A 26395-nucleotide genomic window follows, 5' to 3' on the forward strand; every position below is an offset into this window, starting at 1 on the left:
ACGGATTAACACCCGTGTAGGCAGCCTTTTTTTAGTTGCAGCCAACACTCAGAACCATCGTGTTAACTCTACGAAAACATGTATATTGAGTGAGTTGCTTGATCTAGATATGCTAGGAACATTCAATGGATGGGGAGTGTACAGTAGATGACAACAGAACAGTGGGTATCGGCAGCCTGGGAACAAGGCGTCCGCAAAGTAAAGAACACAAGCCGCCGAGTAGGCGCATCATTTCCGCACGGTTCGTTAGAGGGACAATTTCAATTGACTAAACCGCAATACTGGACGGCTGGCTTCTGGCCAGGACTATTATGGCTCATTTATCAAGATCAACAAGATGAAGCATTGCGCGAGCTCGCTGAAAGCTGTGAATCACAGATGGATGAAGTAATCGAGGCGTATGAGCCGCTTGACCATGATATGGGCTTCATGTGGACGCTAACTTCGATAGCCAACTGGCACCTCACAGGCAACGAGCAGTCCAAACGCCGAGCATTAAAGATTGCCAGCCATTTGGCGGCGCGCTTCAATATTAAAGGAAGCTTCATTCGCGCGTGGAACAGCCCCGAGCGAGTCGGATGGGCGATCATCGATTGCATGATGAATTTGCCGCTTCTTTATTGGGCATCGCAACAAACCGACGATCCGCGCTTTAAGCATATCGCAGAGGCGCACGCAGGAATGGCTGCGAAGCGATTTATTCGCAATGATGGCTCCGCGTATCATATCGTTTGCTTCGACCCCGAGACAGGTGAACGCACCGGTGCGCTCGGCGGCCAAGGCTATGCGGAAGAGTCCGCATGGGCACGGGGGTCGGCATGGTCGATCTATGGCTCGGTGCTCAGCTACCGCCATACCGGACGTGCCGATCTCTTAGCAGCAGCGGAGCATGCTGCCGGCTTCTTTCTCTCACACTTACCTGAGGATAAGGTGCCGTACTGGGACTTCCGCCTGCCATCCTTCGAGGCAGCATCGCGTGATACGAGTGCCGCAGCGATTGCGGCAAGCGGACTTCTCGATCTAGCCAAAGTATGCGTAGGCGATCGGGCACTTTTTTATAAGGAACAAGCGTGTGCGATCTTGGAATCATTATTTCAGCATTATTCCGCAGATGATTCTGAGGAAGCAATCCTGCTCTCAGGGACTGGCAACGTGCCGATGAATCAAAATATAAACAAGCCGCTCATCTACGGTGATTACTATTACATGGAAGCATTGGCGAAGCTGCAGGGACATCCCTCTTTTTGGGAAATAGGAGCAGCAGGTATGTAGATATACTTCCAGCGGTGATCAAACTGCCTAGACGATATTGCTTCCGCTATATGAAGGTGATGGTGCTGGATACTTCTCCGAAATATAAGGTGGCATTTACGGAGATTAGTTGTACGACTGTAACTTCTGCGGATGTCACTAGGCTAATGCCTTTGCCGGATCACGTGAGTTTGGAATTGAAGAAATTGGATCATATTGGCATTCGGACACTTGCGGATTGCATGCAAACTGTTTTCGAAGACGATCCTAAGCGTGATCGCAGACTTTGGATAGGAGATTTGCGGCTGCAAGCGTTAGCTAATTATGAGACTTTTTGAAATAACGATCTCGTTAAACGCTGCTTATATTTATTTGCTGGGATGAGACTGGATGGAGGCGAGGTTGGCGCCTGTGTGTTCGAGAAGCCGCATCCGCATGTGGATGACACACTTCTGTATGATTATTTATTAGTGGAAGTGACGCTCAAGTCTCGTGGGCTTCACAGATCTGGATGGTCCTTGCTGAGGTGCATAGCCAAGAGAAGAATGCGGCATTGCTGGAAAACATGTATAAGTTGCCAACCGCAATTCCGATTAACACACCATATATGTACCATCATCTCATTGAGGCGTTGATCACGAGTGGCAATAGAGAACGAGCATTAGAACGAATGAGTTACTATTGGGGAGGTATGATCGAGGATGGAGCGGACTGCTTCTGGGAGTTGTATAATCCTTCGGATAAATCATTTTCTCCTTATGGAAGCAATTTGATCAATAGTTATTGCCATGCTTGGAGCTGCACACCCTCGTATTTTGTAAGAAAATATTTTGTGTGACGATGAATGAAAGCCAGGAATCCAATGGCTCATTTATCAAGATCGCCAAGATGAGCAACTACGCCAACTCTCGGAGAGCTGTGAAGCGCAGATGGATGCTGTGATCGAAGCTTACATCCCTCATTCTGGGAAATAGGAGCAACCAAAGCCTAATATATCAAGCATTTCACGCATGTATATCCCAAGAAGAAGTGTATATCAGACAGCAAAAAACCGCGATATATAAGCCTGTTAACTGATCGAAATCATGTATATTGTATGGATGACGGCATAGCAGGTACGATGAGTTCAAATTACAGAGCAGGGAAGTGACACCGATGAGTCAAGCGAACCCGCCTTCAACATCCGCAATGGTTAATCAGAAGGCGAGCCCAGTAAAAACTAAAAGTAACTGGTTGGTTAGGAAGTATGGCAAACGCATACTAAAACAGAACATTCCGTTGTACATCATGTTTGTGCCAATTATCGCTTTCTTCCTGATATTTAAATATTACCCGATGACAGGATTGGTCATTGCCTTTAAAAAGTACAGCTTCATTAAAGGAATCTGGGGCAGCCCTTGGGCAGGTTTCGATAACTTTAAAATGATCTTTCAGACGAAACAAATTTTCAGTATCGTGTGGAACACCTTGAAATTGAGTGGGTTAAGCATCGTTATTGGTTTCCCGGTTCCTATCATACTAGCGCTGCTGCTTAATGAAGTAAGGAAGATGGCTTTTAAGCGAGTTGTACAGACGCTGGTTTATCTGCCGCATTTTCTCAACTGGGTTATCGTCGGTGGTATCGTCGTTACAGTCTTTTCACAAAGTACAGGAACACTCAGTCACTTAATTGAAAATATGTTTGGCGAATCGTACCCGTTCTTATATAAAGAAGGTTCCTGGATTTCCATCTTTCTAACAGCGGGTATTTGGAAGGAAGCGGGATGGAATGCAATTATTTATCTCGCAGCACTTACTTCCATTGACCAAAGCCTATATGAAGCATCAAGCATCGACGGCGCGAATAAATGGCAGCAAACGATACGAATTACATTGCCTGCGATTATGCCAACGATCATCATTATGTTAATCCTGAAAATCGGACATTTGATGGAATTAGGCTTCGATCAAGTGTATGTCCTGCAAAATAATGCCGTCCTTGATATATCCGAGGTCATTAGTACCTTCATGTACAAAATCGGTATTCAGCAAGCGAATTTCAGCCTTGCGACTGCAATGGGATTGTTTGAATCTCTAGTAGGTCTGATCTTGGTGCTTGCAGCTAACCGCATTGCACGCCGCTTCGGTCAAGGTTTATGGTAGGCGGATTCGCAGTTCGCTGATAACGCATTGAATACGTTTAGAAGGAGAAGCTTATGAAACATACACGAGGAGAAAAGGTTTTTTACGCCCTCAACTATATGTGGTTATCCATCATTGGTCTTAGCTGCTTGTTGCCAATTGTGCATATATTTGCGCTGTCGCTCAGTGATAAGCATGCGTTAATGTCCGGAACGGTCAGCTTTTGGCCAGTTGATTTTAGTTTAGATGGCTATAGAGCACTATTCAAGGAAAGTCCCATCATTACGGATTTTAGAAATAGTGTCATTATTACAGTGGTAGGCACCTGCTTGAACATGGTGTTCACGATCTTGGCTGCATACCCCTTGTCGAAACGTTATTTTATCGGACGTAAATTCTATTCCTTCGCGATCATTTTCACCATGTTATTCTCAGCGGGTCTCATTCCAACTTATCTATTAATTCAAAAATTGGGACTCATCAATAGTTACGGCGCTCTGTGGTTGCCTGGTTTGATCACCGTGTATAATCTCTTGGTTTTGAGAAGCTTTTTCGAAGGATTGCCGGAAGAATTGGAGGAGGCTTCGCGTATTGATGGCTGCTCCGAATGGCGCTTAATTATTCAAATCGTATTGCCGTTGTCATTACCAGTCCTAGCAGCGTTAACTTTATTCTATGGGGTTGCCCACTGGAACGCGTTTATGAATGTACTGATTTTCATTAATGATTCCAGCAAGTTGAATTTAGCCGTACTGGTTCAACAAATGATTCAGAATCAAAGTTTAATGCAAGAGCTGACCAATACACAGCCAGAAATGGCCGCATTGATTACGCCGGAAGGTGTGAAAGCGTCAGGTGTCGTTGTGATGACATTACCGATGTTGATTGTTTATCCATTCTTGCAACGGTTTTTCGTCAAAGGTGTCATGATTGGTGCTGTAAAAGGATAATGGTAATTGTTTGAAAGGGGTGATGTGCAGCGCTAAACATGGTAGGCTTAGCTGTACAAGGATATGAAAATATTGGGGTTATCTAAAAATTGCACGTACATATCATGAGGGGTGACGTATTCATATGAAGAAAATCAGCAAAATGAAAGCAACGTCCGTATCTTTAGCTCTAGTACTCTCAAGCACAGCACTTCTAACAGCTTGTGCATCCGATAAGAAGACAGATACCGCAACTACGACGCCAGGCGCTGCAAGCACAGCTGCGGCAAGTGCAAAACCGGCTGGTCCTAAACCGAAAATTACGGTTTCGATTTATGATCGTAACAATGTACCTGAAGGTGAAGGTTCAATTACAAATAACCGTTGGACGAAGTGGATCAATGAGAATGCGCCTGTGCAAGTTGAGTTTATTCCTGTACCACGTACGAACTCTTCGGAGAAATGGAACGTCTTGTTCGCTGCGGGGCAAGCACCTGACTTAATCATGGAATTCTCGAATCCTTACATGAGGGATTTGGCGTCCAAAGGGCAAATTATCCCGCTTGATGACGCGATTGCGAAGTATTCCACGAATTACAAAAAGATGATTGCTGGCAATGAGTCTTTACAAAAATTAACACGATATAACGGTAAAACGTTCTTTATGGGTCGTACATTGCCATTCTCAGCCAACCATTATGTGATGATTCGCCAAGATTGGTTGGATAAATTGAAGCTTCCAATGCCAAAAACGACAGAAGAGTATCTCAAAGTTGCTAAAGCATTCACAGAGCAAGATCCAGATGGTAATGGCAAGAAGGATACACTTGGTTCAACTTTCTGGGATGTTGACTATATGTACCAACTAGGGCAAGCGAGTGATGAAACATTGCCGATGGTTACATCTTATCACCTCATCAATGATCAATATGTGCGTACATGGGATCGTCCAAAAGCAGATTTAGCATTCAGAAAGGCTCTTTATGATGCTGGCACTGTTGATAAAGATACGTTCACAGATAAAAACATGGAGAAAGCAAAGCAAGATTGGGTAAACGGCAAGCTTGGTATTTATGGTTCCGATGTGTTGGAAGGCGCTAAAGGTTACGACGTCTACAATACGTTGATGAAAAATAACCCAGATGCGAAAGTAACCATTCTACCGCTTCCTAAGTCTGAAATCGGTCAATTCTCCCCTGCTGGTGCTGTACCAATGCAATTTACGACCGCTATTAATGCAACTGCGAAAAACGTAGAAGCTGTTGTTCAATATGTTGACTGGTTGATGAAACCAGAGGTTCAACAGACGTTAATGTATGGTATGGAAGGCGTCCACTATAAAATGGTAGATGGTTGCCCGAAACCAATTGATGCTGAGAAAAACAAGAAAGAATTAAATTGGAACGGCGATTTCCAAATGATGTCTCAAACGGGCACGATGGGCAAATGTGTGGATTACACGAACCAATTGGATCCTTCCAAACCGAATGATAAAGCGTATATCGACTTGATCAAGCAAGGTAGAGAAGCTTATATCACACCAGATCGTCCAATAACGTCCGAGATCGTATTGCCAGTAACATTGCCAGATGATTTGACAGTTGTGAAGAACACATTGAAGAATACACTAATCAACATTTATACAAAAGCAGTTGTTGGTGGAGCAAGCTACACCGTTGATCAAGCGATGAAAGATGCGCAAGATGCTTGGGAAAAAGGCGGCGGTAAAAAAGTCGATGACTTCTTAACAAAAGCCTACACAGATAACAAGAAAGACGTTATCTATACAAAAGATTACTTTAAATTGTTGACGAAGTAAGAAATAAGAAACAAAGAAGTTCAACACAGTAGTTCATCATGCGCTTCCTTCCTGCAGCAAATTTGTTCGGGAAGGAAGCATTTTTATAATAGAAAGGGGATTATTAATGATTAAATCGCGTTTATTGAAAGCGCTTTTATTGGTACTGGCTTTAATTGTCAACCTTGTGGCACTTCCAGTGAACCCTGCCTATGCGGCAGATGAGTATGACACGTTACGAGCAAAGATTTTTGATTTTACGACTGGAGGCCCGACATTTGATCCGGCTGATCCAGACATTAGCGGCAAGATTACTAATATTTCGACCCTTGCACAGACAAACTGGGACACGATGAATAAGAGCGCAGGGAGATCCTACCTGTGGAGCGATATGGCAACGACGACGGAATCGGAGCATGTTTCAGGAAGCTACCAACGTTTAGAAGCGATGACGCTAGCATATGTGACTAGAGGCTCAACGCTTCAAAATAACACGACTTTGCTGGCGGATATTATAAGTGCGATGGATTGGATGTACACGAACAGATATAACACTAGTGTACCGTTTAGAGGCTATGACAATTGGTTTGACTGGCAGATCTCCTCGCCACTCAGCATCAATAATATTACGACTTGGATTTATTCGAGCTTAACCTCGACGCAAATTAACAATTGGCATGCTGTCATTGACTACCAAGCGCTTACTTGGGGAGCAGGCTTGACTGGAGCTAATCGCGTATGGGCTTGTAACATTAAAATTACGAGCGGGATTATCGTGAAGAACAGTGCCAAAATCATCGTGGGCAGAGACCAGCTTAGTTCGGTATTCGATTATGTGACTTCCGGTGAAGGCATGTATAGCGATGGTTCGTTTCTTCAACATACCGCACTCATTCCCTACAATGGCGGATATGGCGTAAGTTTAATTGATAATTTGACGAAAGTCATGTATATCGTAGCAGGTTCTACATGGGATATTACAGATCCAGATGTCGATAACATTTATCAATGGGTTTACAATGCCTTTGAACCGTTATTTTATAATACCTCCATGGTGGATATGGTTAGAGGACGTAACATTGCAAGAAAAGCCAGCGATGATTTGGGCTTAACATCGATGGGGGCGCTTGGAGCTTCTGTGGCAAGAATGGCTGTGTCCGCTCCTTCCGCCGACGATCGTGCAGCATATAAATCGATGGTTAAAAAGTGGATGACGGAGGCTACGTCTCCTACCAAGTATGCTGATTTGGTTATGATTAGCTCCATCGTGCAAGCAAAGCAAATCATGAGCGATCCATCTGTTACCGTTAGAGATGCGCTTGTGATGAACAAACAATATCCGAACATGGCTAGAGCGATCCACCATAGACCGGGCTTCGCTTTTGGATTCAGTATGTCTTCCAATCGAATCGGGAATTTTGAAATTGTTAATAATGAGAATTTGAAGGGCTGGCATACCGGGGACGGGATGACCTATCTCTATGATTCTGATTTGACGCAGTATAAGGATAATTACTGGCCTACCGTAAATAGCTATCGCTTACCTGGCACGACTGTCAATCAGAACACAACGGCAGCAGCGAATGCGAAAAATCCAAACTCTTGGGTTGGAGGTACGGAGATTTCAGGGCAATATGGGATTACAGGCATGCAGTACACGGCCAATGGCTACAATCTCACAGCGAAGAAATCTTGGTTTATGTTTGATGACGAAATCGTGAGTCTAGGTGCAGGCATTACGTCTACAGACAACAAGGTTGTGGAATCGATTGTTGAAAATCGCAAGTTGAACAGCAGTGGCAATAATGCGCTTACTGTCAATGGTACTTCAAAATCAACCACGCTAGGTTGGAGTGAAACCATGACCGGTGTGAACAAAGTTCATTTGTCCGGGAATGTGGCAGGATCAGATGTTGGTTACTATTTCCCGACAGCTGTGACACTCAAGGGTGTGCGCGAGGCACGAACAGCTCCATGGTCGAGCGTTAATACGTACTACACAGGCGCGGAATACACGACGAACTATACTCGCAACTTCCTGAATATGTGGTTCGATCACGGCACGAATCCGACAAACGCTGGGTATGCTTACGTGACGCTGCCAGGCAAGTCCAGCGGGCAGTTGGACACGTATGTTGCAAATCCGGACATCACAGTCGTTGAGAACTCGGCAGATGCACAGGCTGTGAAGGAAAATGCGCTAGGCATTCTAGGTATCAACTTCTGGAATGATGCTTCAAAAACAGTTAGCGGTGTCACCAGCAACAAAAAGGCATCCGTCATGGTCCGCACAGGCGAGAATGGAACGGAGGTTTCCGTTTCCGACCCAACACTGGCTAATACGGGCACGATTCAACTTACGCTTACACAACCTTTGGGGCCAGTGGCTTATAAGGATTCGCGGATTACAACCAGCACTGTCGGCGGTACGACCACTCTCACTGTCAATGTGAACGGTGCAGGCGGCAAAAGCATCAAGGCATTCTTTGCAACGCCGACTAGCGTTCCGATTGCCGGCTATACGGTGAATGAAGATTTTGACGACATGCTGCCTGGCGATCTAACGGGCCAAAACGGTTGGATTTTCAATAACGCAGGTGTGACTACGAATACAGTAGTTGTACAGAAGGACAATGGCTCTAACACGGATAAATTACTGAAAGTAACGACTGCATCAACAAGTGGAAGTGCAGAAGCTTATCGACTGTTTAATGCTCCTCAAGACGGCTACATCACTGCTGAAGCGACCGTAACGGCGGATGACACGAATTGGAAAAATGCCCTCATCATTTCCGACAATAGCCTGACTTCCAATAACGTTGCCACGCAGCTGGTTATGCAAAGCGGCAAAATTTGGGGGTACAACGGAAGCACCAAAACCGATGTGTTAACGGGGATTACGACTGGCCAGCCGTACCGCTTGAAGGTCGTCATTAATGCGTCAACGAAAAAATACGACGTCTACGTCAACGATGCGCTGCTCGCTTCGGGCTGGAATTATCGCTTCTCGGGCGTGACCGCGCTCGACAAAGTTTCTACTTCCATTGCTGGCAACGCTAGCTCGATGAGTGTGGACGATGTGAAAGTAGCGTATAAACCGCTAACTTTAACAAGTCTCTTTGATGAGAGCTTTAACGGCATGACGCTCGGCAATTTGAACGGGCAAGGCGGTTGGGTGTTTGATAACGGAGGCATCTCTGGAAATACAGGTGTGGTTCAGACGGTGAGCGGATCGGATAAATCCGTCAAATTAACAACAACCTCCACTTCCGGCAAAGCCGAAGCGTATCACGCCTTTACCGCACCAGCAAACAGTACGGTTATCGCAGAAGCGACAATCATCGCCGATGACAACAACTGGAAAAATGCTTTGGTCATATCGGACAGCAGTCTCACTTCGAGCAACATTGTCGCCCATCTTATTATGCAGAACGGCAGAATCTGGGGCTACAATGGTGGTACCCAAACGAACGTGCTGACCTCGATCACGAACGGCCAACCCTACCGTCTAAAAGTCATTATCAACACAGCAACGAAGAAGTTCGATGTTTACGTGAATGGCGAGCTGCGAGGCTCGCAGTGGAACTATCGCTATTCTGGTTTGACCAAGGTTGATAGGCTGGGTTCAGCCATTGGCGGCAACGCCAGCTCGATGAGCGTAGATGATGCTAAGGTGAGTTATATTCCATAAGGCTTAATAGAAGTTAAAAAGGCTGTCTAGGACATCGTAACATGTCCAGACAGCCTTCTAATTATGACGCAGTTGAACCCGTCGGCGTATAATCAAAAGCTACTTGCTTGATTCGAATTATGCTTCCGTTCTCGATACTATAAACATCGTTGGGCCTGATCGTAAAATCATAGCTTTGATCTGCTATCGTCAGCTGGATGGCTACCGGTTCCGGATTGATGCCAATAATTGCTTGGATGCGACCCTGCAAATCGGTGACGATTCTGACTCCGTGGCTAGCACGAAACACTTGTTTGTCATTAATATAGCCATATAAGAAGCCGTTGCGGCTCTCGAGCGTATAACGATCTTGGTCCCATCTTTGCGTATAGGTTCGTTCATAATTTCCGTCCTGAAGCCCGCCCCAAAACACTTCCTCGCAGCTGATCGATACCCCATACAGGCGTGCAAGGTATTCCAAAACCGAGAGAATGGAAGGACCATACCCATCCTTGGCTTCGCTGGGTTCTGTCGTAAATGGATCAAATTGCTGCGGGAAGAAGGAAGCCTTCCCCATGACGCTCACATAGATTTTGCCTAGAAGGGTTATTTCCGCAACATGTCCGTAGTTTTCCAGCGCCTGAATGGCTCGTTGGTAGGTCAAGCTTTGCGGCTGTCCGCTCCAATTATTACTCGCAATATTACGGAATAGAGGATCATTGACAGCGATGGAGGGCAGCGGCATTGGCGTCCAGAACTCTTTTGGATTTAACATATGATCGGCGATAAATTGGTCTGCCATCTCCTGTGTGAAACCGCCATAATACATGACTCGCAGATTATTGTGCACCAAAACATCCATAAATTCGTTGTTGCAATCCCGGTCATAACAAGCATGCTTCTCAGGACGCCATAGATAGGAATGTATCTTGGCACGCACTTCATTTGCTTTTTCCAGCCAATAGCGCTCGTTTCCGTTCCCTAACTCTTTGGATATGAGGGCAAGTACATCTCTCCCGTTGCAGGAAAAGCCCATGACGTCCATGGATGCGTAAGGAACTTTGCCAAAGCCATGCGGCGGGGTGTCCCCACCCCAAGAATCTGGTGCACCCTCAAGACGTGTGCAGTGATCTTCACCGGTATCCCACACGCACCAGGTTTCCAGACAGCCATCGCCATCTGAATCCCGAGTTTTCCATAGATAGCTGTCGAATGCCTCCAAGACCTCGTACAGCGTTTGAAGATAGCCCCGATTCTTCTTTATCCAGTAGTACATCTTGAAAGCCGGAACAGGGAAACAGTAGCCCTGGAACCAGGCATAATCCGGATGTATTTTCCCATCCACCATAGAAATCATCCCCGGTAATCTGCCATCCGCTCGTTGATGTTCCATGAAGATGAGTTGGTTATTGAGAGCAATCTCCATATTGCGTTTCGCAAACATTTCCCCGCCCATAGGCTGGGTTTCCAACCATACATTTGGATAGTAGGAGCCTTCGACAAGTACTTTTTTGTTCAAAAATGAGGTGATATTCTTTGCTATCATTTCTTCACAACGGTCAAACAGACTTTGCAAAGAAGTGTTATTTGTAGCGTAAATCACTTGGGTTTCAGGCAAATGGGTATAATCGATGTTCACTTTTCTGCTCATGTGGTTTCCCTCACTCAATCATAGTATAGATCGAATTATATAACAGGAAATCCTATGGTTCCCTTGAATAATCAGCATATGAACTTGAAAATTATGCAAAAAAATAACCTGCTAAGCGGCAGCAAGTTAGTTTAGGCTTTATTTCTATATTGCGTGGGGGAGCATCCCGACAGGTCATTAAATACTTTACTAAAATAATTAGGATCATTAAAACCAATATTCATAGCAATCTCTTTTACTGGCGCATCGGTTTCTATTAGGTATTTCTTTGCACGGTCAATTCTTAATTGATTCATGTAGTGGTTTAGGGTTACGCCCATCTTATTCTTAAACATATGGTTGATGTAAGATTCACTACAGTGGCAGTGTTCGGAGATTTGGGCAACAAAAATTTGCTCACAGTAATTGTTATGTATGAATTCCAAGGCATGGATTAAAATATGATCCGAATTTGTATTCTTTTTCGTGTTGACACTGCTTAGTGGGAATTCACTTATAGCATCTGTAAAAATATATCTCAGATATTGCGCAGCAATCGATAATAGAGAGTTGACCAGTTCCGGTTGGACGGCCTCCGGAGATAACGATGAATAATAATGCTCGAGCATGGTCTCGTAGCTTAAGTTGTGTGCTTTAGCGATTTTCTTCATTCGATATAGGGCTGTTTTTTGACGTGTACGAAAAGCACCGGCAAAAATGGTAAGCACCAATTCATCATGATGAAAGATGGGAACGACGAATTCTTCCACCCCCGCGTAACACATACCATAGAAAGGTTGTTTGAGCTTTTCGCCTTTCTCCGCAACATCTTTTCTGCACAAACATCGGTCAAAAAGACGTTTATTAGACTGTTTAATATATAAGCAATAAGGATTGCGATGGAGTAAAAAAGGGTGCAGCATATTGGCAAACTCATGATCCCTGGTGGTCACGCCTTGATAATCAAGGATGCAAATTTGCAATTGATAATGCTGACTGATATGTGTCAAATAGTCGAAAAGTGCTTTATACTTGGGGTTTTCCATCATAACCACCGCCTTTCATACGAATTCTATACCGCATGTACCGATATTTCAAGAGTATTTTGCAGAAATTTCAAGGTAATTCTCCTCTGGTCTGCAATAGAATGTAGTCAAAAGGAGCGTGCTTACGTATGAGAGATAGATTTCACAAAACCGATTTGTGCATTATTGGCGGGGGAATATCAGGTATGTGTGCGGCTATTGCCGCTGCAAGGCATGGGGTTAAAGTCGTTTTGATACAGGATCGTCCGGTGCTAGGGGGCAACGCTTCTTCCGAGATCCGCATGAATATCGGCGGTGCCCTAGGGCTTAATAATCGTGAAACAGGCTTGCTGGAAGAATTCGAAATGGAGAATCTCTCGCGGAATCCCACAGCAAACTATTCGATCTGGGACAGTGTGCTGTACGAAAAAGTGCGTTTTGAAGAGAATATTACCCTATTGCTAAACTGCAGCTGTATGAAAGCGGAAATGAATGGGGATAACATCAAGTCCGTCACGGGCTGGCAAATGACAACGGAAACGTGGCATACGATTCAAGCGGATTACTTTGCAGACTGTTCAGGAGACGGTATTCTGGCACCTCTGACCGGCGCGGAGTATCGAATTGGAAGGGAAGCGGCAAGCGAGTTCAATGAATCGATTGAGCCTGAGCTGGCGGATAGCATGACCATGGGGTTAAGCTGTCTGTTTCAAATACGGGAAACGGATAAGCCGCAGCCGTTCACCCCGCCTTCATGGGCGAATACCTACACCAGTGATGAAGATCTGCCCCATAGACAACACGATAAACGAACGAATTTCTGGTGGATTGAGCTTGGAGGAGATCGCGATTCCATTCATGATGCGGAAGAAATCAAGGATGAGCTCTTGAAGATTGTGTTCGGCGTATGGGATCATATGAAAAATCATGGCGATCACGGCGTGGAAAACTGGGTAATCGATTGGATCAGTTTCGTACCAGGCAAACGGGAAAGCCGCCGTTATATCGGTGATTATATGCTGACGCAGAATGATATTGAAGCTGAAGGGAAATTTGACGACTTGGTGGCTTACGGCGGCTGGAGTATGGATGATCACTTCCCTGCCGGCTTCCACTATAAGGACGGTCATCCGACCATTTACCATCGAGCTCCATCTCCGTACGGCATTCCTTACCGGTGCTTGTATTCCAGGAATATCGGCAACTTATTTTTTGCAGGCAGAAATATTAGTGCAACGCATGCTGCATTGAGCTCCACCCGAGTTATGGGGACTTGTTCCCTGTTAGGACAAGCGATCGGAACTGCGGCAGCTATTGCAGTCAAGGACAAGCTGATGCCAAGGGAAATCTACCGCCAGAAAATACGGGAACTGCAGGACATGCTGATGGAAGATGATTGCTATCTGCCTTGGCACCGTAGAACCCCGTCCTTGCTGACACAGAAAGCCAGTTTAACCGCATCCAACGGGAATGCTGAGATGCTAAGAAATGGATATGACCGGACGATCGGCGAGGCGGATAACGGATGGACCGGTAGAGTAGAGGACTGGATCGAATACCGTTTCGAACAACCTCAATCGATCGGTGAATTACGTTTGGTTTTGGACAGCAATCTGAACCGGAAAATACGTAACATGCCCAACAGCTATCCGCTGAACAATACTTCCTATCATGTTCCCCAATCGATGTTAAAGGATTTTAGGGTAGAAGTCCTGGACAACGACGGCAGCTGGAGGGAACTGCTAACAGTAACTCATAATTATCAGAGGCTTCGGAAACTGAAAGTGGAAATTACAACAAGTGCCATACGGCTAATCCCTTTATGTACATGGGGGTCCGAGCAGGTCCACATTTTCTCGTGGGAGATTAGATCGTAACCATACTAGTCCCGTGTGTCTAATTGGCACACGGGATTGTGTTTTGAAAGGGCATAATTTTGTGGAGTCCGATCATAAATTTGTTCATTTTTGCGGATTCGGCGATTGTGTACAATGGAACAAAAAGGATGAGTTAATTATGATTTTGCAACAAGTCATGCTTCACAATTTTGAAGAGGCAGTTCCCGTTCCAGGAAGCTCCTCCTTCATGCTGGAGAGGATCCCTCGCAGCGTTGCCTTGCAGCTTCGAGAGACGACACAGAGTGAATATAAGAGGGCGGGATGCAGTGAGATCCGCTTCGTCAGTGAGGATAGCAGCTCCGTTGATGTCACCTTGTCGAGCCCGGACGGTCCGTGCCAAGCGTACCTGTATTTCGGGGACTTTCCATGCGGATTCGTAACACTAACTCCCGAACCGACCGTCGTCCGAATGGAGCCGAAGTTTCCCTATCTGCTGACCCATCAGGCTATTCAACCTGGTACTCTTCGTTACCCACGGCATGTCTGGAGAATCCTTCTCCACGATACCCGGATTTGCTTTCACGGCATCGAGGGGAAAGACGTCCGTCCCCCGTCACGGGAAGAGCTGCCCGAGCTTAGGTACCTAGCCTACGGCACCTCGATTACCTACGGGGGGCATGCTTTTGTGCCCGATGTAACCTATGTCATGCAAACCGCAACGAACCTAGGAATGGATTTGTTGAATTTAGGCGCTGCGGGTTCGGCTCATTGCGAGCCGGCTCTGGCCGATTATTTCGCTGACCGGAAGGATTGGGACATCGCCTCACTTTGTATTTCCGTCAACATGCTGAACCAGGGGGTATCCGCAGCGGAGTATAAAGAGAGGGCGGCCTATATGGCGTATACGGTGGCTGGACGAAACCCCGGCAAGTCGGTTATTTGTATCGGATTATTTCCCAGCTTCAGTGACTTTGGCCTTGCATGGCCAGAACGCAACCCGCTGTCCACGCCGCAGGAGTATCGAGAGACATTACACCAAGTTGTAGCTGAATCGGGTTTGTCCAATCTATATTACGTTGACGGTACCAAGCTTTTGACCCAATGGAACGGACTGTCCCACGATCTATTGCATCCGAACCACCAAGGCATGATCGAGATCGGAAGCCGATTAGCGGAGCAAATGCGTCCTATGCTGGGCAACCGTTTATTTTAACCACATATACCTTGATTGAAGTTTTTCTCATTGCGGAAGCGCCTTCTTTTTTCTATATTGGTGTAAGGGGGAATGCAAAATGAAGAAAGCTTGGAACGCCATACTCCGCTGGGCACCAGCCCGGCTTAGAAACAGGTTGCTGCTGTCGTTCGCGCTTTTGATCTTGATTCCTTACACCATTCTTCAGATCTGGAACTATTCCGAAATCGAAAATCTGATTAAGAGTAAGATTGGTGTCCAGAACCAAGCACAAGTGGACAACCTTGCCCAAGAGTACGAAACGATGCGCACTACACTCGTTTTGTCAGCCTTGCAAATGGAGAATAACGAACGAGTTTGGAAATTGCTAAGCAGTCCTTTGCCGGATACTAAGCAGAACGAGGAGGAAGCCAGCGGCATTTTTAATACGATTCTAGCTTTATTTCCCAAGGCCGGCGGCTATATCAATCTTACGTTTATCGATAACAGCGGGAATCTCTATACGTCTTTCGCTGCACGTTCCAATCGTAAGGCGGCGGATGTCGCAAGTGAGGAAGGTTTTCGCAAACTGACGGATATGCCTAATCAAACTGTTTGGGAGATTCATCCTTATGCCGATTTAGGCAAAGTCAATGCCGATTCCTCCAGTAAGGTGGCTAGCATCTATATGGTCATCCACGATGGGAAGGGCCGCCCCGCAGGGAAGCTTCGGTTCAGTATCGAATTCGAGAATTGGCTACGTACGAGTATTCGGACGTTCCCTATTTTGCAGGATTACTACATCTTGGATTCCACAGGCCAACCGGTCTTTCAGACCTCTGGCAAGGAGCTGGGGGTTCATGATCCAGCGCTGCTTAACCGTAAGGAAGGCTATATTAACCAATCGGGATCTTCTATTTTGAATGCGGCAACGATCCGGTCGATGGATTGGATCATTGTGAGTAAGTTTCCTCTGAATATCTTCTTTGGAGATCTATCTGCTTTGAAGAACCGATTTCTGGTGTCGTTCCTGCTCATTACCGCCACCTTTATTGTGATTACGTTCTTCATTCTGTCCACCATCACACGACCGCTAAACCAGCTCGAGCAGAAGATGAAAGATACGGTCCGTCGCAATTTAAATGTTCAGATTCCCGAGGAGCAGCACCGTGGGGAGCTGTTGTCACTGGCCCAAAGCTTCAACCAGATGATTCATGAGATGGGAGATATGGTGCGGAAGTTAAAAGTAGAAGAGCGGCAGCGGGAAGCGCTGCGCTTCCAAATGCTATTAGCACAGATGAATCCCCATTTTCTTCTCAATACACTTAATACAATGAAATGGACTGCACATGAAGGCAATGCACAAGCCGTTGAGGAGATGTGCGTCTCCTTGTGCCTGCTTCTGGAATCCAGTCTCCGTTCAGATGTGGAAATGATTTATCTGAAGGACGAACTTGAGTTGTTGGAGGCCTATCTCTATATCCAAAATGTACGGTTTGAGGGTAAATTCCAGGTAAACTACAGCGTCGAGGACGGGCTAGAATATGCATTGGTTCCAAAGCTCTCTCTGCAGCCTTTGGCGGAAAACGCCATTCAGCATGGCCTTGCGCCGAGATCCGGAGACGGGAACTTAAAGGTTCTTGTCCGCTCAGAGGAAAAGCGCCTGATTTTGACCATCGAGGATAACGGAGTGGGTCTGGAGCAGGCGCGAAAGGTGGCTTCGTCCCGCAAACGCAAAGGAATCGGTTTAAGCAATCTGAAAGAACGGCTCCAGCTTCTGTTCCGGGAGCAGGGAGGTCTGGAGATTGCCCCTGTCAAAGGGGGGACCAGGGTCGCCATGACCCTGCCTTTGCTGCTTTCTAATCCATTGATGCATGGAGGTGAAAATGATGTGGAAGATTCTGCTGGTTGAGGATGAAACCTTCGCAAGAAAGGCCTTGCGTCAGACGATTGAATGGGAGGCCCATGGGTTCTCCATTATGGGCGAAGCCAGCAATGGGGAAGAGGCACTGGTTCTCATGAAGGACCTCCGGCCAGATCTCGTAATCAGCGACATTTCCATGCCTGCGATGGACGGAATTGAGCTCCTCTCCCATGTAAGGCAGGAGGGGTTGGATACGGAATTCATTATGCTGACCTGCTTTAGCGAATTCGAATACGCCCGCCATTCCCTTGAACTTGGGGCGCTGCAATATATACTCAAAGGCTCAATGAAAGCGTCCACTTTGGAGGAATCGCTGCAAAAAGCAGCCAGGGTGCTCTCCAGGAAGGCGGACCAGCGGAGGAACCAAGAACGGCTTCAGCTGCACGAACACCGGCACTTATACGGACGAATATGGGAACTGTTTCATAGCTACTTCGAATCCGAACGCGATCGGGAGCGGGCTTTGGAAGAAGTTCATTTGTTGGACTTCACCCCGTCAGCTTTGGGTTCTCTCGAGCTTTACATGACCTGGCAGGAAGGCGGAAATACGGATTCGTCCTGGCTGCAAACTCACTTAGACGAACAGGTGGAAGGAGCCGAGATCCATTCCTTCATCCGGTCGGGGATACTGACTGTATTCGTATGGGGAGGAAGGCTGAGTATTGGCAAGAAGGATGCTTGGCCTCGAAACCGCCCCGTTGTCCTTCGGAACAGTCACCAATCGGGAACTTCGGTGATGGAAACCTGGGGGGAGCTGCTTCAGAAGTGGGATAACCAGTGGTACAGCGACAGTTCATCTTCCAAGCGTCCACAAGCCCCGACGGACCGTCTTCTTTCAGCCATGGGGTTGGAATGGAGCCAAGAGCGGGAGTTTATCCGGAGCTTTGAGATGTCGAAGATCGACGGGGCCATTGGCATGCTCCGGGACATTTGGGAGCGGATGGCGGAGAGAAGGCTGCCCGCCGCCGTTGTCCTCGAGACAGCTAAGCGTCTCGATCTCATTATGTCCCGCATAACCGCCCGTCCCGCTGGAAGTCAGGGAGTCGTACCTCCCTCCCACAGCCATATGGCCTTGCTGGAGAACATGATACTCCGAATCCGAATGTACCATGAACAATGGCAGCAGGATCTGACTAAACTGACGGATCATTCCGAGATTAATCGAATTCTCAAGTACATTCGGGATCATTTTACCGAGGACATTACCCTGAAGAGTTTGGCTCAATTTGTAAACATGGATGAACATTACGTTAGCGCCCTCTTTAAGAAGAAGATTGGCGAGACGTTGATTCATTATATTCAGCGAACGCGCATTGAGCAGTCTAAGTTTTATTTGAAGGAGACGGACCTTCCAGTAGGCGAAATCTGTTCGCGGGTCGGCTTCGCCAACGAGAACTATTTCTTCAAAATGTTCAAACGCTGGACCGGAAGTACGCCAAATGATTTCCGGAGTCAATGATATAGACGGTCCACAAAGCCGGTCTGGGTGTCGAGAGACATCCTGGACCGGCTTTGTTTGCTTTGGGGGAGAGAATAGCGTTCGTGCATATCTGTATGGCCTCGACATGGAGCAAAGCTAGTTCGCAAAAATAGCGTTATGAAAACATCCTATTTGCGCGTCTGGTAGAGAATTCCGAAGAATAGCCTTTTGGCAGAGCCTTATTTGAAATCACATGTGCCCGCACCTTTGCAAGGGGACAACAGCCGCTGAATTTCGGAGTAATAAGCGGAGAAAGAGTGATCTTATGAAAACGCATAATTCTGTAGAGTCGAACCACAAATATGTTCATTCTTGGCGTTCAATGGAGCGTGTAAGATGAGTATATAGTCAATCGAGAGAAAGAGGTGATCGGCATGATCCCCAAACAATCGGAATTCACCACCACCGCCGAGACCGCTGCGCCGTCCTCCAAGCTGTGGCGCTCTATACTGAAGGCCAGGGCCTTCTACATGATGATGCTTCCCGGGCTTGCTTGGTACGTTATCTTCAAGTACCTGCCTATGTATGGCTTGGTGATATCCTTCAAAGACTACGACATCGTTGGCGGAATCATGAACAGTCCATGGGCTGATCCTTGGTACAAGCATTTCCAATATTTTTTTGATTCGCCATACTTCACCCAACTTATCGCGAACACGTTTCTAATCAGCATTTACAAAATGGCGTTCGGTCTGGTGCCGCCGGTAATCCTGGCCATCCTGTTGCACGAATGTCGGATTCCCTGGTTCACACGGTTCATACAGACCTTGAGTTATATGCCGCATTTCCTTTCTTGGGTCATCATCTACGGCATATCGCTCGCGCTCTTCTCGGAGACGACAGGATTAATCAACCGCCTGATCGTGGATTACGGGGGCAAGGCTATCCCCTTTTTAACCTCTAATGAGTGGTTCCGCAGTGTCCTTGTCACAACGGATATCTGGCAGAATCTGGGGTGGGGAGCCATCATCTATCTTGCCGCCATAGCGGGCATCGACCCAACGCTGTATGAAGCAGCTAAGGTGGACGGAGCTGGCCGGTTACGAATGATCTGGCACATCACCTTGCCGGGAATCCGAACGGTGTTCATCCTGCTGCTGATTATGAGACTGGGATACATTTTCGACGCGGGGTTCGAGCAGATCTACATTATGTACAACGTGCAGGTGTACGAAGTAGCGGACATCATTGATACCTGGGTATTCCGGACGGGGTTGGAACAGATGAACTACAGCGTGGCGTCGGCAGTCGGATTGTTCAAGTCGGTTATCGGTTTCACCCTTGTCATACTAGCCAACAAGATTGCGAAGAAAGGAGGCGGCAGCATATGGTAAGAAGCTGGAAAGACAACACGTTCGACACGATCATTCTGATTCCGCTCTTGTTAGTGGGCTTGGCCGCCTTGTTCCCAATACTATACGTGATATCTGTGTCGCTCACCCCCTATGAAGAAGTGATGAAACACGGTTACATGGTCATCCCGCGATCCATTACCTTTGAAGCGTACAAGACGCTGCTGAAGGAATCTATGCTGCACCGAGCCTTCTTGAATACCATCTTTATTTCGGTAGTCGGCACGGCAGTCAACTTGATCCTAACCACGCTGCTGGCGTATCCACTAAGCCGCAAAAACGTGCCAGGGCGATCCATCATCCTGCTGGCTATCATTTTCACTATGATCTTCAACGGGGGAATTATCCCTACATATTTGGTAGTCAAAAGTTTAGGATTGCTAAATTCCCTCTGGGCAATGATCATTCCAAATGCGATCTGGACCTTCAACGTCCTCATTATGAAGAGTTTCTTCGAGAGTTTGCCGGAAGAACTGTTTGAATCCGCGAGAATAGATGGAGCAAAGGAATGGCGCGTGCTGTTGCAGATTGTTGTACCCCTATCACTGCCTTCCATGATGACCGTTGGTCTGTTCTATCTGGTGGGCCACTGGAATGAGATCTTTCAAGCCATCATGTATGTGACGAAAAAAAATCTGCAGCCGCTCCAAGTCATTGTACGGGAGATGCTGCTTAGCTCGCAGAATGTCAGCGCCCAATCGGAAGTCACCATCCCCACCGTCAGCTTGCAGATGGCCGTTGTGATGACGGCCAGTCTGCCCATCATCGCGATTTACCCGTTCATCCAAAAATATTTTACAAAAGGCATGCTTTTGGGCTCCATCAAAGGTTAAATATCCGGCTCAAAGTCCGGTATTTATAGTACAATTTGATTGAAAGGGGATTCATATGAACATGAAAAAGAGTACAGCCATCAGCTTGTCCGCAGTCCTAACCGCAGGAGCACTCCTCGCAGGATGTGGCAATGACAGTAACAAAGCTGCAGATTCTTCTGCGGCTCCAACCCAAGGAGCGGCGGCATCAGCAGCGCCAACCAAAGCTCCCGCGAAGGTGAAATTGGAAGTCATGAAGGTAGGCTGGGGGAACAAGATGCCTGATCCAGCAGCGGACTATGTCAAGACAGATCTGGATAAGAAGCTGAATATTGATCTCGTTCTGAATTTACCTGCGAATACCGATGATTTGAGGAACAATCTCAATACTCGGATTGCTGCCGCCGATTACCCGGACATCATGGAATTGAATGATCGCAACCATCTGCAGCAGTATGCGGAGAAGGGGCTCCTTTTGGATCTAACACCGTACATGGATAAACTTGGCGACGTGAAGAAGTTCCTAGGCGACGATGCATTCAAGAAGGGGACCATTAACGGCAAAGTATACGGCTTCTCCAAAGCCCCGAACCTCGCAGCAGATGTATTCTATATTCGTAAGGACTGGTTAGACAAACTGAGCCTGAAAATGCCATCCACATTGGATGAGCTTTATGACACGGCCAAAGCCTTTGTTGAGAAGGATCCTGACGGCAACGGTAAGAAGGATACCATTGGCATCACCGGCCACGGTGTTCCTGCATTGGCCCCAATCTTTGGTGCATTTGGCATCCCCGGTCCGAAGAATTTCTTCGCCAAGGACGGTCAATTAGTTAACTCCTTATATGCCCCAGGCATGAAGGATGCCATCCAGGCAGTACAGAAGTTTGCCAATGGTGGCGTGATGGATCCAGAATTTTATACGAACAAGGCGCAGACCGCGCAGGAGAAAGCATTCAAAGGCATGGCAGGCGTCATTTATACCGCATGGTCTGGCATTATGAAAGAAGAGTTCCAGAAGCAGATCAAAGCTGCTAACCCGAATGCGGAATGGGTGCAGATTCCGGCTTTGAAAGGTCCTGGAGGGGCCTTCGACGGTGTCGAAGATATCGGTGCTACTTCCGGACTTGTAGCCATCCCTAAAACGATGGAGAAGGATAAAGATAAGTTACAGCGTATTTTCGACCTCTTGAACTATGTTTCCACGACCGAAGGCGGTCGGTTGGTGCAGTACGGTCTGAACGGCAAGCATTACAATGTGACCGGCGACAAGGTCGTTCCGACGGACTTAATGGCAACAGAAGCAGCCTATGTTTGGGTTTATCAGTTCACAGGACGCCCGGAACAGCAATATTTGTCCACGAAGTTTGCTAAGCAGGCTCAAGACATCGCTGGCAATGCGGCTGCTCCTCGCATCAAGGTGTTGAACGGGTTCATCGATTTACCGACAGGCTACAATAAGGCGGATGCTGAGCGCTTCATCGATGAGGAATTTGTGAAGTTCTTGTACGGCAAGACCCCAATTAGCGAGTATGACAGCTTCCTGAAAAAGCTGGAGGACACCTTCAAATACAAGCTGCTCATGGATCAGGCAGCCAAGCAATTGAAGGAATTGGGTTATGTGAAGTAGCTTAAAATAGACAACCTCTGGGAAATTCCCCAGGGGTTGTTTCAATTTATGCCGAAAACGAATACGTTTTGATACCTGTTAACTAATCGACAGGAATCTTGTATATTGTTCTACCGTTAAATAACCACTTATAATCAGAGCGGATAGACAATTTATTTATGAGAGGAGTTAATAATGTTAAAAGCTAAAGGACTATATTTGAAAGCGCTTGTATTGGTGCTGGCTCTGGTAATCAACGTAGTGTCAATACCAGTAAAACCTGCCTATGCGGCAGACGAGTATGACACCTTGCGCACGAAAATGTACGATTTTACAACAGGAGGATCTACGTACAATACGGCTGATCCGGACATCAGCGTCAAGATCACGAATATTACGACCCAAGCACAGAACTACTGGGATTGGATGAATAAGAGTACAGATAGAACTTATCTGTGGAGTGTCTTGGCAACGACAACGGAGTCGGAGCACGTTTCCCAAAGCTACCAACGGTTAGAAGCGATGACGCTGGCTTATGTAACTAGAGGTTCAACGCTTCGAAACAATGCAACTTTGCTGGCGGATATTATTAGTGCGATGGATTGGATGTATACGAACAGATACAATACAAGCATACCTAAAAGAGGGTACGACAATTGGTTTGACTGGCAGGTTACTTCACCGCTAGCTATCAATAACATCACGACGTGGTTGTATGACAGTTTAACCCCTACGCAAATAAGTAATTGGCATGCCGTTATCGATTGGCAAGCGCTTGCATGGGGAGCCGGCTTAACGGGAGCCAATCGCGTGTGGGCTTGCTACATTAAAATTCAAAGCGGGATTATCGTCAAGAACAGCGCCAAAATTATTGAGGGCAGAGACCAGCTTAGCCCCGTATTTGATTATGTGACTTCCGGAGAAGGCGTGTACAGCGATGGTTCCTTTATTCAGCATACCGCACTCATTCCTTACAACGGGGGATATGGCACAGCTTTGCTCGATAATTTGACAAAATTGATGTATGTCGTAGCTGGGTCCACATGGGATATCGTAGATTCGGATGTGAATAACATATATCAATGGATTTATACGGCTTTCGAACCGCTATACTATAATAACTCCATGTTCGATAGTGTCAGAGGAAGAGGTATCGCTGGTTTTAGTGACGATGATAAAGGATTAACTTCGATAAAAGCGATTGGTCCTGCCGTGGTTCGGATGGCACTGTCCGCACCAAATGCCAGTGATCGTGCCGCCTATAAATCGATGGTCAGAAAATGGTTGCTGGAGGCCACTTCGCCTACGAAGTATGCGGATTTGGTCATGATGAGCGATATCGTCCAAGCGAAGCTAATCGAGGGTGATACTTCCGTTACCCCAAGAGCACCGCTGATCATGAACAAACAATACCCGAGTATGGCTAGAGCTGTACACCATCGACCGGGATTTGCCTTTGGCATCAGCATGTCCTCCAATCGAATTGGGAATTATGAAATGGTCAATAATGTCAATTTAAGAGGCTGGCATACCGGAGACGGGATGACTTACCTGAATAATTCGGACCTAACACAATACAAAGATTCCTTCTGGCCTACCGTCAATAGTTATCGCATGCCAGGTACAACCGTTAATCAGAATACCACGGCTGCTGCCAATGTCAAAAATCCGAATAGTTGGGTTGGAGGCACAGAAGTTGCAGGCTTGTACGGAGCTACAGGCATGCAATACACGGCCAATGGCTACAATTTAACAGCGAAGAAATCCTGGTTTATGTTTGATGATGAGATCGTGAATTTAGGTTCCGGCATTACGTCTACGGACAACAAAGTTGTCGAAACCATCGTCGATAACCGCAAGTTGAACAGCAGTGGAAACAATGCTCTCACGGTCAACGGTGCAGCTAAATCGACAGCACTTGGGTGGAGCGAGACGATGACTGGCGTAAATCGCATTCATTTGGCCGGGAGTGTGGCCGGTTCGGATGTCGGTTACTACTTCCCTACGACAACTACGATCAAGGGATTGCGTGAAGAGCGAACAGACCAATGGTCGAGTATTAATACGTACAATCTTGGCACCGATTATACGACGAATATTACACGCAACTACATGAATCTATGGTTCGATCACGGCACAAATCCGACAAATGGCGGGTATGCTTATGTACTTCTGCCAGGGAAGACCAGCGGGCAGGTGGACACATATGCCGCAAATCCTGACATCACGGTAGTTGAGAATTCTACAGATGCACAGGCTGTGAAGGAAAATTCACTGGGCGTTCTAGGCATTAACTTCTGGAATGATGCTTCTAAAACAGTGAGCGGTGTCACCAGCAACAAAAAGGCGTCCGTCATGGTGCACACAACCGAGAACGGAACTGAAGTTTCCGTATCGGATCCAACGCTTTCCAATACGGGCACGATTCAAGTGACGATTGCGCAAATTCTGGGACCTGTTGTGTATAAGGATTCACGGGTCACAACGAGCACCAGCGGAGGTACGACTACACTTACCATTAATGTGAACGGTGCTGGGGGCAAAAGCATCAAGGCGTATTTTGCAACGCCTACTGGTGTACCGATTACCGGTTATACGGTAAACGAAGATTTCAATGACATGCTGCCAGGTTCACTGACTGGGCAAAATGGCTGGATTTTTAACAACGCTGGCGTTGCTGCGAATACCGTTGTTGTACAACCGACCAACGCAGATAACACGGAAAAATCGCTGAAAGTAACAACTGGCTCAACAAGCGGAAGTGCCGAAGCGTATCGTCTGTTTAATGCCCCACAAAACGGCTACATCACAGCGGAAGCAACAGTAATAGCCGATGATGCCAATTGGAAAAATGCACTTATTATCGCGGACAGCAGTTTAGCGACCAATAACAATGCCGCTCAGCTCGTAATGCAAGCCGGCAAAATTTGGGGTTACAACGGCAGCACCAAAACCGATGTGTTAACGGGGATCACGAATGGCCAGCCATATCGTCTGAAGGTCGTGATCAACGCGTCAACGAAAAAAATCGACGTTTACGTCAACGATACGCTGCTCGCCACGGGCTGGGATTACCGCTATACGGGCTTGACTGCACTAGACAAAATTTCCTCATCCATCGCTGGCAACGCCAGCTCGATGAGCGTGGACGATGTGAAAGTATCGTATAAGCCGCTTACATTAACATCGCTCATTGATGAAGATTTTGACGGTCTGGCGCTCGGCAATTTGAACGGGCAAGGCGGTTGGGTGTTTGATAACGGAGGCACTGCTGGAAACACCGGAGTGGTACAGACAGTGAGCGGATCGAACAAATCCGCCAAATTGACGACCACCTCCACTAGCGGTAAAGCCGAAGCGCATAAGGTGTTTACCGCACCGGCTAACAGCACGGTTATCGCAGAAGCGACAGTTACTGCTGATGATGACAACTGGAAAAATGCGCTGGTTGTCTCAGACAGCAGCCTCACCTCGAACAATAGTGCTGCTCATCTCATTATGCAAGCGGGCAGAATTTGGGGCTACAACGGTGGCACTCAAACGAATATACAGACCTCGACCACGAACGGAGAACCGTACCATCTCAAAGTCATCATCAACACGACAACGAAAAAGTTCGATGTCTATGTGAATGGCGAGCTGCGAGGCTCACAGTGGAACTATCGTTATGCTGGAGTGACCAAGGTCGACAAGCTAGGTTCATTGATCGGTGGCAACGCTAGCTCGATGCGCGTGGATGATGCCAAGGTGACCTACATACCATAATCGTAAGCAAAGAAGCCTGA

General features: G+C 46.9%; 17 protein-coding genes. 15 read left to right on the plus strand and 2 right to left on the minus strand.

The features are described 5' to 3' along the window. The first annotated feature begins 147 nt into the window (after positions 1-147). The 7 genes from AC58UX_RS03360 (at position 148) to AC58UX_RS03390 (ending at position 9790) form a co-directional block, all read left to right on the plus strand. Positions 148-1272, plus strand: a complete 1125-nt coding sequence (locus AC58UX_RS03360; protein ID WP_497249674.1) for a glycoside hydrolase family 88 protein — start codon at positions 148-150, stop codon at positions 1270-1272. After that, positions 1245-1589 (plus strand): hypothetical protein, encoded by a 345-nt coding sequence (locus tag AC58UX_RS03365; RefSeq protein ID WP_497249675.1) that lies wholly within the window; start codon positions 1245-1247, stop codon positions 1587-1589. The genes AC58UX_RS03360 and AC58UX_RS03365 overlap by 28 nt, the downstream gene beginning before the upstream one ends. A gap of 173 nt (positions 1590-1762) precedes the next feature. Next, on the plus strand, positions 1763-2089 hold the full coding sequence (locus AC58UX_RS03370) for a hypothetical protein (RefSeq protein ID WP_497249676.1): 327 nt from the start codon (positions 1763-1765) through the stop codon (positions 2087-2089). A gap of 317 nt (positions 2090-2406) precedes the next feature. Next, positions 2407-3393, plus strand: a complete 987-nt coding sequence (locus tag AC58UX_RS03375) for an ABC transporter permease (RefSeq protein ID WP_497249677.1) — start codon at positions 2407-2409, stop codon at positions 3391-3393. A 53-nt stretch (positions 3394-3446) separates the two neighbouring features. Beyond that, a complete protein-coding gene (locus AC58UX_RS03380; RefSeq protein WP_497249678.1) occupies positions 3447-4322 on the plus strand; it encodes a carbohydrate ABC transporter permease in 876 nt (291 codons plus the stop codon). A 124-nt stretch (positions 4323-4446) separates the two neighbouring features. Next, positions 4447-6120, plus strand: coding sequence for an extracellular solute-binding protein (locus tag AC58UX_RS03385; RefSeq protein WP_497249679.1), 1674 nt, complete (start codon positions 4447-4449; stop codon positions 6118-6120). A gap of 106 nt (positions 6121-6226) precedes the next feature. Then, complete coding sequence (locus AC58UX_RS03390; protein ID WP_497249680.1) at positions 6227-9790, plus strand: polysaccharide lyase 8 family protein; 3564 nt, start codon at positions 6227-6229, stop codon at positions 9788-9790. Positions 9791-9851: 61 nt separating this feature from the next. Here the strand turns inward: AC58UX_RS03390 and AC58UX_RS03395 are convergent, their stop codons facing one another. Beyond that, positions 9852-11420, minus strand: coding sequence for an MGH1-like glycoside hydrolase domain-containing protein (locus tag AC58UX_RS03395; RefSeq protein ID WP_497249681.1), 1569 nt, complete (start codon positions 11418-11420; stop codon positions 9852-9854). A gap of 131 nt (positions 11421-11551) precedes the next feature. Beyond that, positions 11552-12445 (minus strand): helix-turn-helix domain-containing protein, encoded by an 894-nt coding sequence (locus AC58UX_RS03400; protein WP_497249682.1) that lies wholly within the window; start codon positions 12443-12445, stop codon positions 11552-11554. 128 nt (positions 12446-12573) lie between these two features. Between AC58UX_RS03400 and AC58UX_RS03405 the strand changes: the two genes are divergently transcribed. The 8 genes from AC58UX_RS03405 (at position 12574) to AC58UX_RS03440 (ending at position 26375) form a co-directional block, all read left to right on the plus strand. Further along, the gene (locus tag AC58UX_RS03405; protein WP_497249683.1) at positions 12574-14301 is read left to right on the plus strand and encodes an FAD-dependent oxidoreductase; all 1728 of its coding nucleotides are present in this window, start codon (positions 12574-12576) and stop codon (positions 14299-14301) included. 139 nt (positions 14302-14440) lie between these two features. After that, positions 14441-15475, plus strand: coding sequence for a GDSL-type esterase/lipase family protein (locus AC58UX_RS03410; protein ID WP_497249684.1), 1035 nt, complete (start codon positions 14441-14443; stop codon positions 15473-15475). Between the two features lie 79 nt (positions 15476-15554). Then, entirely contained in the window at positions 15555-17345 is a 1791-nt protein-coding gene (locus AC58UX_RS03415) for a cache domain-containing sensor histidine kinase (RefSeq protein WP_497249685.1), read from the plus strand. After that, on the plus strand, positions 17323-18816 hold the full coding sequence (locus AC58UX_RS03420) for a response regulator (RefSeq protein WP_497249686.1): 1494 nt from the start codon (positions 17323-17325) through the stop codon (positions 18814-18816). The genes AC58UX_RS03415 and AC58UX_RS03420 overlap by 23 nt, the downstream gene beginning before the upstream one ends. Before the next feature lie 491 nt (positions 18817-19307). Continuing rightward, positions 19308-20171, plus strand: coding sequence for an ABC transporter permease (locus AC58UX_RS03425; RefSeq protein ID WP_497249687.1), 864 nt, complete (start codon positions 19308-19310; stop codon positions 20169-20171). Then, on the plus strand, positions 20165-21022 hold the full coding sequence (locus AC58UX_RS03430; RefSeq protein ID WP_497249688.1) for a carbohydrate ABC transporter permease: 858 nt from the start codon (positions 20165-20167) through the stop codon (positions 21020-21022). The genes AC58UX_RS03425 and AC58UX_RS03430 overlap by 7 nt, the downstream gene beginning before the upstream one ends. A gap of 61 nt (positions 21023-21083) precedes the next feature. Continuing rightward, a complete protein-coding gene (locus AC58UX_RS03435) occupies positions 21084-22631 on the plus strand; it encodes a type 2 periplasmic-binding domain-containing protein (RefSeq protein WP_497249689.1) in 1548 nt (515 codons plus the stop codon). Positions 22632-22805: 174 nt separating this feature from the next. Then, positions 22806-26375, plus strand: a complete 3570-nt coding sequence (locus AC58UX_RS03440; RefSeq protein ID WP_497249690.1) for a polysaccharide lyase 8 family protein — start codon at positions 22806-22808, stop codon at positions 26373-26375. The last annotated feature ends 20 nt before the right edge of the window (positions 26376-26395 follow it).

This window comes from Paenibacillus sp. J22P90, assembly GCF_059692195.1.

Coding starts and splice junctions, on each gene's coding strand:
- AC58UX_RS03360 (WP_497249674.1), top strand. CDS start 148: ATGACAACAGAACAGTGGGTATCGGCAGCCTGGGAACAAGGCGTCCGC.
- AC58UX_RS03370 (WP_497249676.1), top strand. CDS start 1,763: ATGGTCCTTGCTGAGGTGCATAGCCAAGAGAAGAATGCGGCATTGCTG.
- AC58UX_RS03375 (WP_497249677.1), top strand. CDS start 2,407: ATGAGTCAAGCGAACCCGCCTTCAACATCCGCAATGGTTAATCAGAAG.
- AC58UX_RS03380 (WP_497249678.1), top strand. CDS start 3,447: ATGAAACATACACGAGGAGAAAAGGTTTTTTACGCCCTCAACTATATG.
- AC58UX_RS03385 (WP_497249679.1), top strand. CDS start 4,447: ATGAAGAAAATCAGCAAAATGAAAGCAACGTCCGTATCTTTAGCTCTA.
- AC58UX_RS03390 (WP_497249680.1), top strand. CDS start 6,227: ATGATTAAATCGCGTTTATTGAAAGCGCTTTTATTGGTACTGGCTTTA.
- AC58UX_RS03395 (WP_497249681.1), bottom strand. CDS start 11,420: ATGAGCAGAAAAGTGAACATCGATTATACCCATTTGCCTGAAACCCAA.
- AC58UX_RS03400 (WP_497249682.1), bottom strand. CDS start 12,445: ATGGAAAACCCCAAGTATAAAGCACTTTTCGACTATTTGACACATATC.
- AC58UX_RS03405 (WP_497249683.1), top strand. CDS start 12,574: ATGAGAGATAGATTTCACAAAACCGATTTGTGCATTATTGGCGGGGGA.
- AC58UX_RS03410 (WP_497249684.1), top strand. CDS start 14,441: ATGATTTTGCAACAAGTCATGCTTCACAATTTTGAAGAGGCAGTTCCC.
- AC58UX_RS03415 (WP_497249685.1), top strand. CDS start 15,555: ATGAAGAAAGCTTGGAACGCCATACTCCGCTGGGCACCAGCCCGGCTT.
- AC58UX_RS03420 (WP_497249686.1), top strand. CDS start 17,323: ATGTGGAAGATTCTGCTGGTTGAGGATGAAACCTTCGCAAGAAAGGCC.
- AC58UX_RS03425 (WP_497249687.1), top strand. CDS start 19,308: ATGATGATGCTTCCCGGGCTTGCTTGGTACGTTATCTTCAAGTACCTG.
- AC58UX_RS03430 (WP_497249688.1), top strand. CDS start 20,165: ATGGTAAGAAGCTGGAAAGACAACACGTTCGACACGATCATTCTGATT.
- AC58UX_RS03435 (WP_497249689.1), top strand. CDS start 21,084: ATGAAAAAGAGTACAGCCATCAGCTTGTCCGCAGTCCTAACCGCAGGA.
- AC58UX_RS03440 (WP_497249690.1), top strand. CDS start 22,806: ATGTTAAAAGCTAAAGGACTATATTTGAAAGCGCTTGTATTGGTGCTG.